Origin of the sequence: Desulfosarcina sp. (assembly GCF_046496365.1) — a bacterium.
Taxonomy (GTDB): Bacteria; Desulfobacterota; Desulfobacteria; order Desulfobacterales; family Desulfosarcinaceae; genus Desulfosarcina.
In genome coordinates this window covers 116,245-131,297 of the sequence record NZ_JAWOHB010000144.1, presented here as the reverse complement: position 1 = coordinate 131,297, position 15,053 = coordinate 116,245, and the positions used below count along the sequence as shown (strand labels likewise).

At 59.8% G+C, this 15,053-nt stretch carries 12 protein-coding genes and 2 pseudogenes; 5 read left to right on the top strand and 9 right to left on the bottom strand.

The window, feature by feature from the left end; all coding sequences use genetic code 11:
• Positions 1–232: 232 nt before the first annotated feature.
• From R6V78_RS14430 to R6V78_RS14405, 6 genes and pseudogenes are all read right to left on the bottom strand, one after another.
• A complete protein-coding gene (locus tag R6V78_RS14430; RefSeq protein ID WP_410290073.1) occupies positions 233–595 on the bottom strand; it encodes a phenylacetate--CoA ligase family protein in 363 nt (120 codons plus the stop codon).
• A gap of 150 nt (positions 596–745) precedes the next feature.
• Positions 746–1,249 (bottom strand): annotated as a pseudogene (locus tag R6V78_RS14425) (phenylacetate--CoA ligase family protein); the annotation flags it as partial.
• A gap of 372 nt (positions 1,250–1,621) precedes the next feature.
• A pseudogene (locus R6V78_RS14420) lies at positions 1,622–2,323 on the bottom strand (ABC transporter ATP-binding protein); the annotation flags it as partial.
• Between the two features lie 16 nt (positions 2,324–2,339).
• Positions 2,340–3,104: an ABC transporter ATP-binding protein gene (locus R6V78_RS14415; protein WP_410290069.1), complete on the bottom strand. Its 765-nt coding sequence runs from the start codon at positions 3,102–3,104 to the stop codon at positions 2,340–2,342.
• Positions 3,097–4,083 carry a branched-chain amino acid ABC transporter permease gene (locus R6V78_RS14410; protein WP_410290068.1) on the bottom strand — a complete coding sequence of 329 codons (987 nt, stop codon included), beginning with the start codon at positions 4,081–4,083 and terminating at the stop codon, positions 3,097–3,099. Before R6V78_RS14410 ends, R6V78_RS14415 begins: the two co-directional genes overlap by 8 nt.
• Entirely contained in the window at positions 4,080–4,979 is a 900-nt protein-coding gene (locus tag R6V78_RS14405) for a branched-chain amino acid ABC transporter permease (RefSeq protein WP_410290067.1), read from the bottom strand. Before R6V78_RS14405 ends, R6V78_RS14410 begins: the two co-directional genes overlap by 4 nt.
• 363 nt (positions 4,980–5,342) lie before the next feature.
• Between R6V78_RS14405 and R6V78_RS14400 the strand changes: the two genes are divergently transcribed.
• The 5 genes from R6V78_RS14400 (at position 5,343) to R6V78_RS14380 (ending at position 10,428) form a co-directional block, all read left to right on the top strand.
• Complete coding sequence (locus R6V78_RS14400) at positions 5,343–7,136, top strand: thiamine pyrophosphate-dependent enzyme (RefSeq protein ID WP_410290066.1); 1,794 nt, start codon at positions 5,343–5,345, stop codon at positions 7,134–7,136.
• 37 nt (positions 7,137–7,173) lie between these two features.
• Positions 7,174–7,755, top strand: a complete 582-nt coding sequence (locus R6V78_RS14395; RefSeq protein WP_410290065.1) for a 2-oxoacid:acceptor oxidoreductase family protein — start codon at positions 7,174–7,176, stop codon at positions 7,753–7,755.
• A gap of 15 nt (positions 7,756–7,770) precedes the next feature.
• Positions 7,771–8,232: a ferritin-like domain-containing protein gene (locus R6V78_RS14390; protein ID WP_410290064.1), complete on the top strand. Its 462-nt coding sequence runs from the start codon at positions 7,771–7,773 to the stop codon at positions 8,230–8,232.
• Positions 8,233–8,346: 114 nt separating this feature from the next.
• Entirely contained in the window at positions 8,347–9,564 is a 1,218-nt protein-coding gene (locus R6V78_RS14385) for an inositol-3-phosphate synthase (RefSeq protein WP_410290063.1), read from the top strand.
• Between the two features lie 18 nt (positions 9,565–9,582).
• Positions 9,583–10,428 carry a sugar phosphate isomerase/epimerase family protein gene (locus R6V78_RS14380; protein ID WP_410290062.1) on the top strand — a complete coding sequence of 282 codons (846 nt, stop codon included), beginning with the start codon at positions 9,583–9,585 and terminating at the stop codon, positions 10,426–10,428.
• 11 nt (positions 10,429–10,439) lie between these two features.
• Here the strand turns inward: R6V78_RS14380 and R6V78_RS14375 are convergent, their stop codons facing one another.
• The 3 genes from R6V78_RS14375 to R6V78_RS14365 all read right to left on the bottom strand — a co-directional run bounded on the left by R6V78_RS14375 (position 10,440) and on the right by R6V78_RS14365 (position 14,883).
• Positions 10,440–12,287, bottom strand: a complete 1,848-nt coding sequence (locus tag R6V78_RS14375; RefSeq protein ID WP_410290072.1) for an SLC13 family permease — start codon at positions 12,285–12,287, stop codon at positions 10,440–10,442.
• Entirely contained in the window at positions 12,284–13,987 is a 1,704-nt protein-coding gene (locus R6V78_RS14370) for a potassium channel family protein (RefSeq protein WP_410290061.1), read from the bottom strand. Before R6V78_RS14370 ends, R6V78_RS14375 begins: the two co-directional genes overlap by 4 nt.
• Positions 13,988–14,190: 203 nt before the next feature.
• Complete coding sequence (locus tag R6V78_RS14365; protein WP_410290060.1) at positions 14,191–14,883, bottom strand: sulfite exporter TauE/SafE family protein; 693 nt, start codon at positions 14,881–14,883, stop codon at positions 14,191–14,193.
• Between the last annotated feature and the right edge of the window lie 170 nt (positions 14,884–15,053).

Genomic DNA, 15,053 nt, shown 5'->3' with positions numbered 1-15,053 from the left:
CACCAGCTTGGTGGGCGTGCCGATAAAGGCCGCCGGACCGGACAGGTCGAAAAACGCGCCGATCTTGATGGGTTCTTGCGCTGCAGTGCTCCCCCCGGCCAGGACCAGCATCAAAGCCAAGGCCACAACCGCCAGTCGATTCATCGGTTTCATCTTCTCCTCCTTCTCCTATGTCATTCAGTTTTTGTGAGAACGCCGAGCCGGGCCGCAAAGTGCCACTTAAAAACGGACATCAGACGATTTCGTCTGTTATTCTCGTATCAAACACCCGCTGGCTTTTGCGCTCAGTGCGCGGCAGCTGCCCATAGTCGACCAGTTCGACATCGATTGAGACCAGCAGCTGCCGCTTTACCTGGTAGATGGTTTCATGAACCAGCTCCGCCGTCCGGGCGCCATCCACGGCCTGCCCCCTTTCGATGACCAGTTTCATTGAATCTTTGCCGGATGCGCTGTCGCGGGTCAGGTAAATCTGGTATTCGGAGCCCAGCCCGGGAATCGCCGAAAGAATGGTGTCGATGGTGGAGGGGTAGACGTTGACCCCTCTGAATTTGATGGTGTCGTCGCTGCGGCCCTTGATGCGCGAGTGCCGGGGCATCACCGATCCGCAGGTGCAGCGGCCGGGAATGAGGCGGGTGATGTCCCGGGTGCGGTAACGGATCAACGGGGCCGCCTCCTTGCTTAAGGTGGTGACCACCATTTCGCCCCACTCGCCGTCCGGCATGGGCTGCAGGGTCTGCGGGTCAACGATTTCCAGGATGTAGTAGTCGCCCCAGTAGTGGATGCAATCGTGATCGGCGCATTCGATGCCGGTACCGGGGCCGTAAAGTTCTGTAAGGCCGGTGATGTCGAAGATTTCGGCGCCGCCGAAAAGTTCGGAGATCTTGCGACGCATGGAGCGCGAGCTGCGTTCGGAACCGTAGATGATTTTGCGTATGCTGATTCGATCGGCGATTCCGCGGCGATGGATCTCCTCGGCCATGAGCAGGGCCATGGAGGCGGTGCTGCAAAACACCGTCGAGCGGATATCTTCCAGGAATTGAATGTGCATGTCGATATTTCCCGGTCCCACAGGAACTGCCATGGCACCGGTCTTTTCGCAGCCCAGTTGAAATCCCATGCCCGCCGTCCAGATCCCATACCCCACGGCAATTTGAACCCGGTCCAGGGGGGTGACGCCGGCCATTTCGTAACAGCGTGCGAAAAAGTGAATCCAGTCGTCCAGATCCTTTTGGGTGTAACCGATTATTTTACGCTTGCCGGTGGTACCTGAACTGGCGTGGATACGAACGATCTGCTCGAAGGGAACCGCGCGCAACGGGAATGGATAGCCATCACGCAGATCATCGGCGGTGGTGAAGGGCAGTCGCTTGAGATCTTCCAGGCTTTGGATGTCCTCTGGATTGACCCCGGCCGCTTGCAGACGTTGCCGGTAGAAACCGGAGCCTTCAAAGGCGTGGCGGACGGTCCATCGCAGCCCGTTGCGTTGATGGGCAGCCAAGGCTTGTTCGTCGGGAAAGTCGGGCATGAACGTCTGTCGATGCATATCAGCTTTCTCCAGTCGAATATTGGTCAGCCCGGCTGCGCCCAACCGGCTGGCCTCGGGTTTCTTTTCGCTGGCAGCACCCAGAAAGGCGGTGCGCAGCTTGGGGTCGACCAGCAGATCATGGCTGCAACCCTGCTGAACGATACGTCCACCGGCCATCAGAAAGGCTTTGTGGGAGGCCGAAAGTGCTCTGGCGGCATTCTGCTCCACCAGCAGAATCGTCACGCCCAGGCGGGCCAGCTGGTGGATGATGGCAAAGATCTCATCGGTGATCAAGGGCGCCAGTCCAAGGCTGGGTTCATCCAGCAGCAGTAGTCGCGGCTGGGCCATCAGGGCGCGTCCCATGGCCAGCATCTGCTGTTCGCCACCGGAAAGGGTCCCCGCCGCCTGGACCCTGCGTTCGGCCAAACGACCGAAACGGCCGTAAACGGCCTGTTTGCGCCGGGCAACTTCCTTTCGGCCGATTTTCAGCGCGGCCACACCCAGTTCAAGGTTTTCCTCCACCGTCAGATGCGCGAAGACCTCGCGCCCTTCAGGGGTCAGGGCCAGTCCGTGCCGCACCATTCTTACCGGTGACGCCTTGCGAACCGCAACCCCGTCCAGCACGATGCGGCCGCCGGATGCCGGCATTAGCCCCATGATACATTTCAACAACGTGGACTTGCCGGCACCATTGGCACCCACAAGGGCAACAGTCTCACCCTGGTCGATGGTCAAATCCACCCCGAATAGGGCCTGGGCGGCACCGTAATGGGCCGTCAGTTGGTCGATGGCCAACAGTGGCGTGTGCTTCATGTCAGGCCGTGGCCTCCATGCGGCCCAGGTAGGCCTCCAGAACAAGGGGATTGCTGCAGACCTCCTCCGGTTTGGCGCAGGCGATGCAGCGGCCGCTGTCCAGGACAACCACCTGGTCGGCCACCGCCATCACCAGTTCCATGTCATGCTCCACCAGCAGCATCGTGTGGCCCGCCCTGCGCTGGCGACGGATGTGGCATGCGATCTGGGCCGTTTCTTCCGTGTTCAAACCGGCTACCGGCTCGTCCAACAGCACCAGCCGGGGATTGCTTACGAAGGCGCGGGCCATCTCCACACGTTTCTTTTCCCCGTAGGACAGTGCCGATGCCGGCCAGTTGGCCTTTTGTACCAGACTGAACTCGTCCAGGGCCTCCAGGGCCCGCAGGCGAAGTTGCCGTTCCTGATGGCGCAGGGCCGGCAGGCGCAACATGGAGACGATAAAGGCGCGTTCAGCCGCTACCGTCAGACCGGTCAATACATTGTCCAGCACGGACAGCCGGGAAAACAGTTTCAGGTTCTGGAAGGTCCGCGCAACGCCAAGGTCGGCGATAGCATGGGCCGGAAGGGCCTCGATGGGGCATTTTTCCAGCAGGATGCTCCCGCTTTGGACCTTGTCCACACCGCTGATGCAATTGATCAGGGTAGATTTTCCCGCACCGTTGGGGCCGATCAGCGCCGTGACCCGCCCCGGTTCAACGCGAAAGGAGACCTCCTGCAGGGCCGGCAGCCCGCCGAACCATTTGCTCACCTGCTGCAGTTCAAGCATGGCGGCGCCATACCATGCGTGTGCGCACCGCGTCGACGATGCCCGTGACCAGTCCCTGTGGCAGAAAAATAAGAATCAGCACCAGAATCAGACCATGAATGATATCTTTAACCGTCTCCAGCGTTTCAATCCATTCGGGCAGCATCGTGATCAGGGCTGTACCGAACAGGGTTCCCCAGATGGAGCCCATGCCGCCCACCACCACCATGATCACAAAATCCACCGAAACGAATATGTCGAACGAATCCGGACTCACAAAAGCGTAGCAGTGCGCAAACAGGCTGCCGGCCACCGAGGCCAGCACCGCCGACAGGATAAACACCTTGACCTTGGCACGGCGGGTGTCCACACCCAACGCCGTCGCAGCGGTTTCATCCTCGGCCAGAGCCGCCAGACCGCGCCCCACACCGCTGCGCACCAGATTGAGACACATCAGCAGGGCAAGCATGGCAAATGTCCACACCAGGTAATGAAAGCGAATTTCATTGTCAAATACCAGGGATCCGATGGCGAGGTAGGGAACACCGGAAAACCCGCTGGGCCCCCCGGTGACGGTATCCCATTGTACCAAGATGGTATAGACCACAATGTTGAAACCCAAGGTAGCCATGGCCAGATAGTGCCCGCTCAGTTTGAGTGCGGGAAGCCCCACCGCCAGGGCGACCAGCGCTGCCACCAGCGCCACCACGAGCATGACGGGCCAGGCCGGTCCACCCAGCGTGGTGGTGCCAATGGCCGATCCGTATGCACCGACAGCGAAAAAAGCGGCATGCCCCAGACTGATCTGTCCGGCATAGCCGATGAACAGATTCAGACCCAATACCACCATGACGTATATGGCGATCAGGTTGGACAGTCCCAGATGGTAAGGATTACTGATCCACAGCGGCCATACCAGCAGCATGACGGACAGGGCCAGAACGGTTAGTCCGGTGCGATGCAGGCAGAGAAAATAGAACAGATTTTCCCGGGTCGTCATGATTTCCCCAGCAGCCCCTTGGGCCTGATAAACAACACCAGCAGTAAAACCACAAAGGCCGCCACATCCTTGTATGCACTGCTCCAGTAACCGGCCGCCAGAGATTCCAGCAGACCCAGCACCACACCGCCTATTACGGCGCCCGGAAAAGAACCGAAACCGCCTAAAATAGCCGCGGCGAAACCCTTGAGGCCCAGCAGAACGCCCACATCATAGCTCAAGGTGGTGATGGGGGTAACCAGCACGCCGGCCAACCCTCCCAACCCGCCAGCCAGCACAAAACTGGCCGCTTTGACCTGCCCAACGGGAATACCCACCACCGAAGCGGCCGTCTGGTTGGAGGCCACGGCGCGCATGGCCAGACCTAATCTTGTACCGTAAAAGAAAACCACCAGCAGGCCGATGGCCAGGGCGGTAACGATCAGGACAGCCACGGCCTGGGGCAAAATGGTGGCGCCGGCAATGTGCAACGGCGCCTCACCTGCCAGCGGCGGCACGGCCATGCGGTTTTTTCCCCAAACCAGCTTCATGACGCCGCGCAGAATGATGGAGATGCCGATGGTCAGAAAAATAAGCACCAGGTGGTTCTGGGAACGCGAAGGCCGGACCCCCAGGCGTTCCACAACGATGCCCACCACGGCAACGGCTGCCACGGCACAGGGCAGGGCAAGCACCATTGGCAGGCCGATCCAAAACAGGCCGCTGAACAGGAACATCCCGCCCAGGGAGACAAAATCCACCTGAGTAAAGTTGACAATGCCGATGGTGTTGTGCACCACGCAGAAACCAAGGGCGATCAACGCATAGATAGCGCCGCTGGTGATTCCTGCAAACACGAATTGCATCAGGTCCTGAAAGCCGGCCACTGTTCCTCCAGACAGAATCAGTACGATCATCAAAGCGGCCACAGACTACGTCAGCCGCGGGCTCAGGTCAAGTGTTGAAAATCAGTATCAGGGGCCGGCCCCATTTTCAGATCCCACGCAGGCTGCCATCGGGCAGCGTCTTGTGAACCTGCCATGACACAATGTGTGCCCTGCAAAAATGCCCTTGCGGGCATGCTGCGAACCGGTTGTCCGTTTGTCGTGCCGCAGCAGGGCACGCGAACCCGGAGGTTGACAGAACCCGGTGGCATCGGTCAACCACCCTCGACAATTGATCAATTAAAGTGTATTGATCATCTCCTGGTCGAAAGATAGCAAGGCGTACCGTAACATCGCTGTGAGGAATCTATGCGACAGGCATCAGGAAAAGAACTCATGATGGGCAACCAAGCCATTGCCCGCGGACTGGTTGAAAATGGTTGCAGCATGGCGACAGCCTATCCGGGTACGCCTTCGTCGGAGATTCTGGCTTCAGTGGCCAAGTACAAAACTCAGCTCGACCTGGCCATGCACACCCAGTGGGCGGTTAACGAAAAAGTGGCCCTGGAAATCGCCTACGCGGGCAGCATGGCCGGTCTGCGCACGGCCGTGGCCATGAAGCAGGTGGGTCTCAACGTGGCTTCGGACCCCTTGATGAGCGCTGCCTACATGGGCACGGCGGGGGGGTTCATCGTCATCAGCGCCGACGACCCCGGCCCGCACTCTTCCCAGACCGAGCAGGACAGCCGCATGATGGCCATGATGGCCAAAATCCCCGTTTTGGACCCGGATTCACCCCGTCAGGCCAAGGATATGATCAAAACGGCCTTTGCCCTTTCCGAGGCCTTTAAAACCCCTGTTATGTTGCGGCCCACGACCCGTGTGTGCCATTCCCGTCAGGATGTGCGTCCCGGCAATATCCTGCACCTGGAAGCCAGACCGGATTTCAAAAAGGAGCCGTCGCGCTGGGCGGCCACTCCCAAATTTCGGTTCCAGCTTCATCTTGAGTTGGAAGCGAAGCTGGCCCGCATCGCCGAGTACCCGGACACCGAACCCGTTCTGCGCAATCCGCAGGCCAGCGGGCGGTCCGCCGTGGTGTCCTGCGGGGTGGCCGCCGCCTACACGACCGAAGCGCTCAAAAATCTTCACCTGTGGGACACGCTTCCGTTCTATCAGGTTAACCAGCCATTCCCGCTGCATACCGCCTTTATCCGCCTTTTGCTGGACGCCTATGATCAGGTGCTGATCCTGGAAGAGACCACAGCGGTCATCGAGATGCAGCTGGCGGACCGCAGCCGTGTTAAAGGCAAATTAAACGGGGCGGTGCCAAGGGTGGGCGAACTTTTGCCCGAAAAGATCGAGGCGCTGCTGGCCGATTTCGGCGCTGTGGAGACCCGCATCCCTTCACTGGCCCAGGCGCCCGGTCGCCGCCCGACCCTGTGCGCGGGCTGCCCCCACCGGGCCAGCTTTTTTGCAATCAAGCAGGCGGCGCCGCGGGGGATCTATACCAGCGACATCGGCTGCTACACCCTGGGACTGAACCTCAAGGCCGTGGATACGGTCCTTTGCATGGGCGCAGCCATCAGTCAGGCCGCCGGATTCTATCAGGCCTACAGGCACGCAGCCAAGCGGCCCGATATCGTAGCCACAATCGGCGACTCGACCTTCTTTCACGCCGGTGTACCCGCTCTCATCGACGCCGTGGTTCAGAATGTCCGCTTCGTACTGGTTATTCTGGATAATCGCACCACGGCCATGACCGGCAGCCAGCCGACGCCGGCCACCGGCAGCGGCGCCACGGGGGAAAAACTGGTGGCCGTAGATATGGAAAACCTGGTAAAAGGTTGCGGCGTCCGTTTCCTTGAGGTCGGCGATCCCTATGAAACCACCGGTTTCATTGCGATGCTCAAAAAGGCGCTGGCCTTCAGCCGCAGCGAGGGGCCGGCGGTGGTCATCGCCCGCCACCCCTGCATCATCGATCTGGTCCGCCAGGGCCAGGCGCGCGATCCCATCGAGGTCATGGTGAACGAGGCGTGCGATGGATGCGGTTTCTGCCATCAGCATTTCGAGTGTCCGGCGCTGGTGGTGGTCGACGATGGACAGCATACCGCCGTTGATCCCCTGGTCTGCAGCGGATGCGGGGTGTGTATCGACGTCTGCCCCAAGGGAGCGATCGTCGTAAAATCCTGACTTCAGGTGCATTGACAGGCACACTTAGAGAAATCCCATGAAAAATGAACCCCATCATCAGATTGTCATCAGCGGTGTAGGCGGTCAGGGCGTGCTGTTCATCACCCGGCTGCTGGCCGAAGCGGCCATCGAAAAAGGCTTGCCGGTGTTTACCTCGGAAACCCACGGAATGGCCCAGCGCGGCGGCACGGTGATCTCTCATCTCAAGGTGGGGAATTTTGCCAGTCCGTTGATCAACCCGGGTAAGGCCGACGGCCTTATCGTCCTCAAATCCGAAAACCTGACCCCGCACGGCGGCTATCTCAAACCAGGGGGATGGGCCGCTGTGAACAGCGCACCGCCCTCGGCTGTACCGGCAACGGTCCAAACGTTTTTTCTCGATGCCGACCGGGTTGCCAGGGAGATCGGCGATCCCCGGTCGGTCAATCTCATCATGCTGGGATTCACCCTTTCCTGCGCCCAGCAGTGCGGTTTAGGCCGCGGGGGGCTCCATTGCAGCCTGAATGAGGTGACCGCCGGCCTGGCCAACCGGCTAAAGGGCAAAGAAAAATTGTACCAGTCGTCTATCCGCGCCCTCAAGGCGGGCACCGACCGTGCGGCGGCAGGAAATTCATGCTAACGATGAGGTGCGACCATGTTTACTGCTCAGGATATTTTAGACATCGCCATAAGGCTTGAGAATAACGGCGAGAAAACTTACCTGGCTGCCCGGCGGCATGCACCGGAAAAAGACCTGAAAGATCTTCTGACCTGGATCGCCCGGGAAGAGCAAAGTCATGCCCATTGGTTTACCGGTTTGAAAGATCGCCTGGTCCAGGGAGAGGACCACCACCTGATGACGGAGATGAGCCGGGCCCTGGTGGAGGATGTGGTCCAGGGCCAGACATTTTCCCTGCAGGAAGTCGATTTTGAAGCCATCGACACCTCCGACAAGATGATCCGCACCTTTATCGGCTTCGAGGATGATACCGTCGCGTTTTACGAAATATTGAAGACATTCATCGATGACCCGAAGATCGCCAGCCAGCTGGATCAGATCATTGCCGAAGAGAAAAAGCACATCCAGCACTTCCGTGAGCTGCTGTCGGCAGCCTGATCCGCCGGAAAGCCAGGTGCCCCCACTGCCTTGACTTTCGACGCCCTTGCCTTTATGGTACGACGGTTTTAAAATCCCGGCCAAGGGGCCTGCCGATAAGGAATACGGATACCCATGGACAGACCGTCAGATCGCACACCCAAGTTGCTGTTGCTGGTAGCTGGTGTCAAAGGGGCCATTGGCACCACCCTGGCGGCGACCGTTGCCGCCCTGCAGGCTAACCCGGCACTGATTCTACCCGGACTCACTACCGCCGAGAAGTTCCCCTTTCTGGGTGACAGCACCGCCGTCGCCGTGGCCGGGTGGGATCGGTCCCAGGATGAAATCACCGCTGCCATCACCCGCCACGGAGTCTTGCCCGAAGGAGTGTGGCGGCCCTACCAATCCCTCCTGGCGCAGATGACCGTGTTCGATGCGCCCGACGGTGTACGCTCGCTTGGCGACCAGATCAACCAGCTGCGGGCGGATATCCAGCGCTGCCGCGAGCGCTACCCGGAAGCACGGCCCGTCATGGTCAATCTGCTGCCGGCGGCCTGCGACCTCACCGATCCGGCACGCTACACAAGCATGGATCCCCTGCTCACCGATGCCGGTGCGGGCAGACTGCCTGACCTGGCTTATGTCATCGCGGCCATCGATGCCGGCATCCCGGTGGTCAACTTCACCCCCAACACGGTGGAATTACCAGCCATCGTAGACCTTGCCATTGCCAAAGGGGTCCCCATTGCCGGGCGCGACGGCAAGACCGGCCAGACCTATTTCAAGGTGGTCCTGGCTTCCTCATTGAAAGCCCGCGGATTGTATGTGGACGGCTGGTACAGCCTCAACATCCTGGGCAACGCCGACGGGCTGAACCTGATGGATCCAGACCACGCCTGCGGCAAATTAGACAACAAAACAAAGCTGCTGGACGACATCCTCGGATACCCGGTGGGTGAACGCTACGGCCGATCGGCCCACAAGGTGCACATCGACTACTATCCGCCCCGGGGCGACGCCAAGGAGGCCTGGGACGTCATCGACATCAGGGGCATCTTCGGCATGCCCATGAGTCTGCGCCTCAACCTGCAGGGTCGGGATTCCATCCTGGCAGCCCCCATGACGCTGGATCTGGCCCGCTGGGCAGTCGCCCTCCAAGCCGCCGGATTCGCCGGCACCGTTGCCGACCTGGGATTCTATTTCAAAAAGCCCGTGGGTGACAATCCACCGCTGACCTTTGAAAATCAGCTTACCGCTCTGGATCGGCTGGCATCCCGGATCCAATCCCGCATCGCCGCGAAGTCCCAGGGCAATGCACAAAACGTGGCCGCCAAACCAAGAATTGAACACTGAAAAGAAAGGAACAATCCTGTGGTTTTTGGTTACAGCACCAATGCCTTCGTGAAATATTCCCTGCTGGACTCCTTTGACCGCATCGCCCGGCTGGGATTTGCCGGTGTAGAAATCATGTGTGACCAGCCCCACCTTTACCCGCCCGAATACGACAGCGCCGCATTGACAGCGGTGAAGGCCTCACTTGAGAAAAACGGACTGAAGCCCACCAACCTGAACAGCTTCACCCTTTTCGCGGTGGGCGACACCTACCTGCCGTCCTGGATCGAACCGGATGCCGTTCGCCGGCAGATGCGTGTGGACCACACCCTGGCCTGCCTGAAAATCGGTGCATTCATTGGCTGCCGCAGCATTTCCGTGCCGCCGGGCGGGCCCCTGCCGGCCAACATGACCCGTCAGGAAGCCTTGCGCTTTTTTCATGTGGGTTTGGATCAGGTGATCCCCACCGCCGAGGAACTGGGGGTGCATATACTCATTGAACCGGAACCGGCTCTGCTGATGGAGCGCACCGCCGAGATCAAACCATTCGTGGCCACAATCCAGTCATCTTACGCAGGCATCAATTTCGACATCGGCCACTTCTACTGCGCCGGAGAAGACCCGGCCGCCGCCTTCCAGGAGCTGTTTCCATGGGTCGGTCACATCCACGTCGAGGACATCGCTTTCACCCGCGAACACAACCATCTCATCGCCGGCCTGGGAAGCATCGATTTTCCGACGGTGTTCCGGGCTATTCGACAAAGCGGGTATGCGCACGATATGAGCCTAGAGCTTTATCCTTATACCGATCGACCGGAAGAGGCCGGCCGGCAGAGTCGGGCACACCTGCTGCCGATGCTTCAACATGCGGGATTAGCCGAATAGGGACTTTGGGGTCAAGTCGGCGCCATGGGCCAGAAATGGAGGATCAGCGGCACGGCCACCACCGTAACCAGGACGGACAGGGGCAGTCCCAGACGCCAGTAATCGCCGAAGCGGTAGCCGCCGGGAGCCATGACCATCGCATTGGATTGATGGCCCACCGGGGTGAGAAAGGCACAGGAGGCGCCTACGGCCACGGTCATCAGCAAAGGGTCCACCGAGACCGCCATGCCTTTGGCCAGGGTAATGGCGATGGGGGCCATTAAGACTGCCGCGGCGGCGTTGTTGATCACGTTGGAAAGCAGCATGGTAGCCACCATGATCACCGCCAGGGTGGCCATGGGCGTGAGATGGGCCGACAAGAGCAGGAGCTTTTCGGCGATCAGCTGGGCGCCACCGGTGTTTTCCAGGGCGTGGCCCAGGGGAAACATGGCGCCCAGAAGCACGACCACCGGCCAATCGATGCTTTCGTAAATGTCACCCAGGGGTACCAGGTCCACCAGCACCATGAGCACCGCTGCGGCGGTGAAGGCGATTTGGACCGGCATCAGGTTCAAGGCGGACAGAGCCATGGCGGCCACGAAAATACCCAGGGCCAAAAAAACCTTGCGGGACTGCCCGATGCGCAGCCCACGCTCAGCCAGGGGCAGGCATTTGAAAGTTTTGAGGACCTCCTGCAGCGCTTCGTCATTGCCCTGCAGCAGAAGGATGTCGCCGATAACAAACTCCGTCAAACCCAGGCGGCGTTCGAGCCGCCGGCCGCGGCGGGCGATGGCCAGCAGGTTGACCCCGAAATTGCGGCGCAGGTGCAGGCTAATGGCCGTTTTCCCGGGCAGTGGCGAATCGGGGGTGATGATGGCTTCCATGAGGCGGATATCATCGGACCCCAGGGCAGCCTTGCAGTCCCCTTTGCACTCGGCCAGAGAAAGCCCCTCGTCATCGATCAGGGCCTTCAAATCCTCGGGAGATACCTCCACCATCAATATATCACCAGCCTGGATCACCTCGTACCATGGCGGCGCCGGGATGTGGCGCTCCCCCCGGATCAATCCGACCACGATCACCTCGTCCTCCTTTTCAATGGCGGCGGTGAGATGAAAGATGGTCCGGCCGACGACTCTAGCCCCCTCAGGAACGATCACCTCGCTGATGTAGTCCTCGATTTCGAAAAGATCCGCCGGTGCACGCTGCCCTTCGCGCCGCGGGGTGAGCCGCCAGCCCAGCAGCGTGATGAAAAGCAGCCCGATCAAGGCCGCACCCAGGCCCACGGGTAAAAAATCGAACATGCCGAAGGCGGGCAGGCCCATTTCTGACCGGTAAAGGGCGATGATTATATTGGGAGGGGTGCCGATCAGAGTCAGAAGACCGCCCAGCAAGGAGCCGAAGGCCAGGGGCATGAGCAGCAGCGAGGGGGGCCGCCCACTCTGGCGGGACATCCAGATCGCCACAGGCATCAGCAGCGCCAGGGCCCCCACATTGTTCATGAAAGCGGAGCACAGAATCACGATTCCGGTCAGCGTACCCACCTGGGCCATGGGACGCGGGCCCACCCGGGCCATTTGGCTCGACAAGGTGTCCACTACGCCGGCGTTGAGCAGGCCGCGGCTGAGCACCAGCACAGCGGCTACGGTGATGACGGCCGGATGGCCGAATCCCAGAAAGACCGCTTCGGCCGGGACCAGTCCCGCGATAAACACCACCACTAGGGCGGCCACAGCGACCAGATCATATCGCCAGCGCCCCCAGACAAAGAGCACCAGTGTCCCTGCAAGAATGGCGAAAACCATGATCTGGTCAATGGTGATGTCCATGGGTCCAATCCTTTCAACACCCCCTTGGGCAAGTGACCGCCCGGTTGCTATTGGGCGGCAGGATACTTCTCGATGAACTTTTTTTCGGACTCGGCCGACCCGATCAGAACCAGCTCGTCTCCGCGCTCCAGAACAATTGCCGGGTCCGGATTGATCATCAACTCCTCTTTTCTTTTAACGGCCACAATGCTGCATCCGGTGCTCTCACGGACCTGGATGTTGAGCAGGGCATTGTTTTCCAGCTTGGGGTTCAAACCGATCCGAAAGACATTCAGCCCCTCGGAAAGCATCAGCATCTTTTGGGGCTGCAGCAGGTTCATGATCGTTGTGGTGACCATCGAACTGAATGACATCACCAAGTTGGCGCCGGCCCGATGCAGAGTTTTGATGTTGCGATCCAGACTGGCGCGGCTGATAATCTGGACAGAGGGCCGGAGGCGGCGGCAATAGATCGTCAGATAGATGTTCAGGTTGTCGTCATGGGTGGTAATGATGATCGAAGGCGTATCCCTGATGCCCGCCTTCTCCAATATATCCAGGTCGCCTGCGCTGCCCTGGATGAAGCGGGGGTCCTTGGCGGTGATTCCGGACCGCTTTTCCACCACCCGGAAGTCGATCCCGCGCGCACCAAGACCATCAGCCACCGATTGGCCGACGCGGCCACCGCCCAGCACGAGGACCGGCCCCTTGTTCGGCCCTTCGTCATCCGCAAATGCGATGGATCGGTCGAAGCGATCCAGTTGCGTCTCAGTACCGGCCAGGACCAGCACGGTGGATTCGCCGATCCGCGTCCGGGGCGTTGGGATAACGAATTGACCCTGCTCCCACAAACCGACCACGGTGACACCGGTGCTCTGGCGCAGCCGGCTTTCGGCCAGGGTCTTTCCCTGCAGCCAGGTGCGCATGGCCGGCGCCTCGGCGATCAGCAGCTGATCGAACCTGCCGATCACATTGGCCCGCATACTCACGCCCAACACACGCCGCGCCAGGGCCTTGCCCAGCATACGGGTAAACTGGAAGACATGTGTACTGCCCGCCAGACGCAGAATATCAACGGAATCATCCAGGTCCGCATTGACCACCGTGGTCACCTTATCGTCAGTCTCACGCAGGGTATAGATGATGTTGGTGCCAACGATGTCGTCGTTCATCACCACCACCAGGGCGGCATGCTCGATGCGGAGACGCCGATAGGTTTCCGGGTCATCCAGCTCCCCGACCACCACATGAAACCCCAAATCGTGCACATCCAGAGCGTTCTGCAGTTCGTGGGCCACAATGACATAGGGCACCCCATATTGGTTGAGCTTTTCGATCAAGTTGACGGCGACCTCATCGAAATGGGTCAGGATCACGTGGCCGGACATGCTTTCCGGAACCGCCCGCGGCGCGCGAGCCTTGTTCTGCTCTTCCAGCCAGGGGGCATAGAAAAACTGAATAAAGGTAAACGGCAGCATGACCAACAGAAAAACAATGCCGCTGATCAGGACCACCACCGAGAAAAGCCGGCCGACATCGCTGCCGAAGGTGATGTCACCGAATCCGAGGGTGGACATGGTGGTCAGGGTCCAGTAAAACCCGGTGATCCAGGAGTGTTGACGACCTTCGTAAAGCATCAACAGGTGAAACAGAACGCTGTAAACGACGAAAAGGAAGAGCAGCACCAATATGAATTTGATCAGCAGGCGCGTGTTGCTGCGCTGTTGTCCAATCCGGAGCAGCAGTGCAAGCTGCGTAGCCATGGTCTTCATGGATTCACAACCCCCTTTTCTCCAGCCACTCCCATGTCATTCAATCGCGCACCTCCCCCGTAAACGACGCGGGCCACAAACATGCCGCCGACAAAGAAACAGACCAAAGCGATAAAACCACTGACAGCCAGTTGGCGCGAACCGATGATTCAGACTTTTAAAACCAAACCGCGTTCTCCCGCCCTTCCTGAACAATCCACGGGTCATGTCCAGAAGATTTCCAGGGCCTTCACCATGAGGGTCGCCGCCATGCCGATCATGATCAACCCGGCAAAAATGTCCGCCTGCTGCCTGAAACGATTCAAAAAGAAGGCCGCTCCGGCCCCCACGGCCAAAAGCGCCGGCAAGGTGCCCAGGCCGAAAACTACGGCCATCAGGGCTCCAGACACCACCTGGGCACCAGACAGCGCCTTGATAAAGGCGGCATAGGAAAGCCCACACGGCAGGCTTCCCAGGAGCAACCCCATGAGGAAAAGATCCAGGTCGCTGCGCTGAGCGGCAGTCCGGGACATGAGACGCCGCCAGCCGGGTATGCGGGTGGGCGCGGCAACATTCAACCATCGCGGCTCAGCGACGAATCCCAAACGGAAAAGGCCCATAAAAAGCAACAGCACCCCCGCCAACAGGCTCATGCCCACCTGTACCCGGCTCATCCACAGCAGCGGATCGCCGCCGACGGCCGACGCCAGGCGGATCAATCCGCTGCCGGCCGCCCCCATCAGGGAGCCGATCATGCCGTAAGTGATCAGCCGGCCGGCATGGTAGGCCAAATGGGCCGTAAACCGCCCGGTCTGTCCGGGCAGAGCCACCACCAACGGGCCGCACATGCCGATGCAATGGCCGCTGCCTAGCAGTCCCAGCATGAAAAGCGCCGCCGTATCAACCGATGCTGTCATCGATCCGTCCCAAACCCAGCACCGCCAATTACCAAATCCACCTTGGGTCTTCCGAGCTCTGTCTTCCGATTTCCGTCTACCGTCTGCTTGCAGTTTCTCATAAAACCGGTTACATTAATACCCTGTTTTTGGTTGTCATGCGATTCCACCCCGTTATCATTTATCACGGT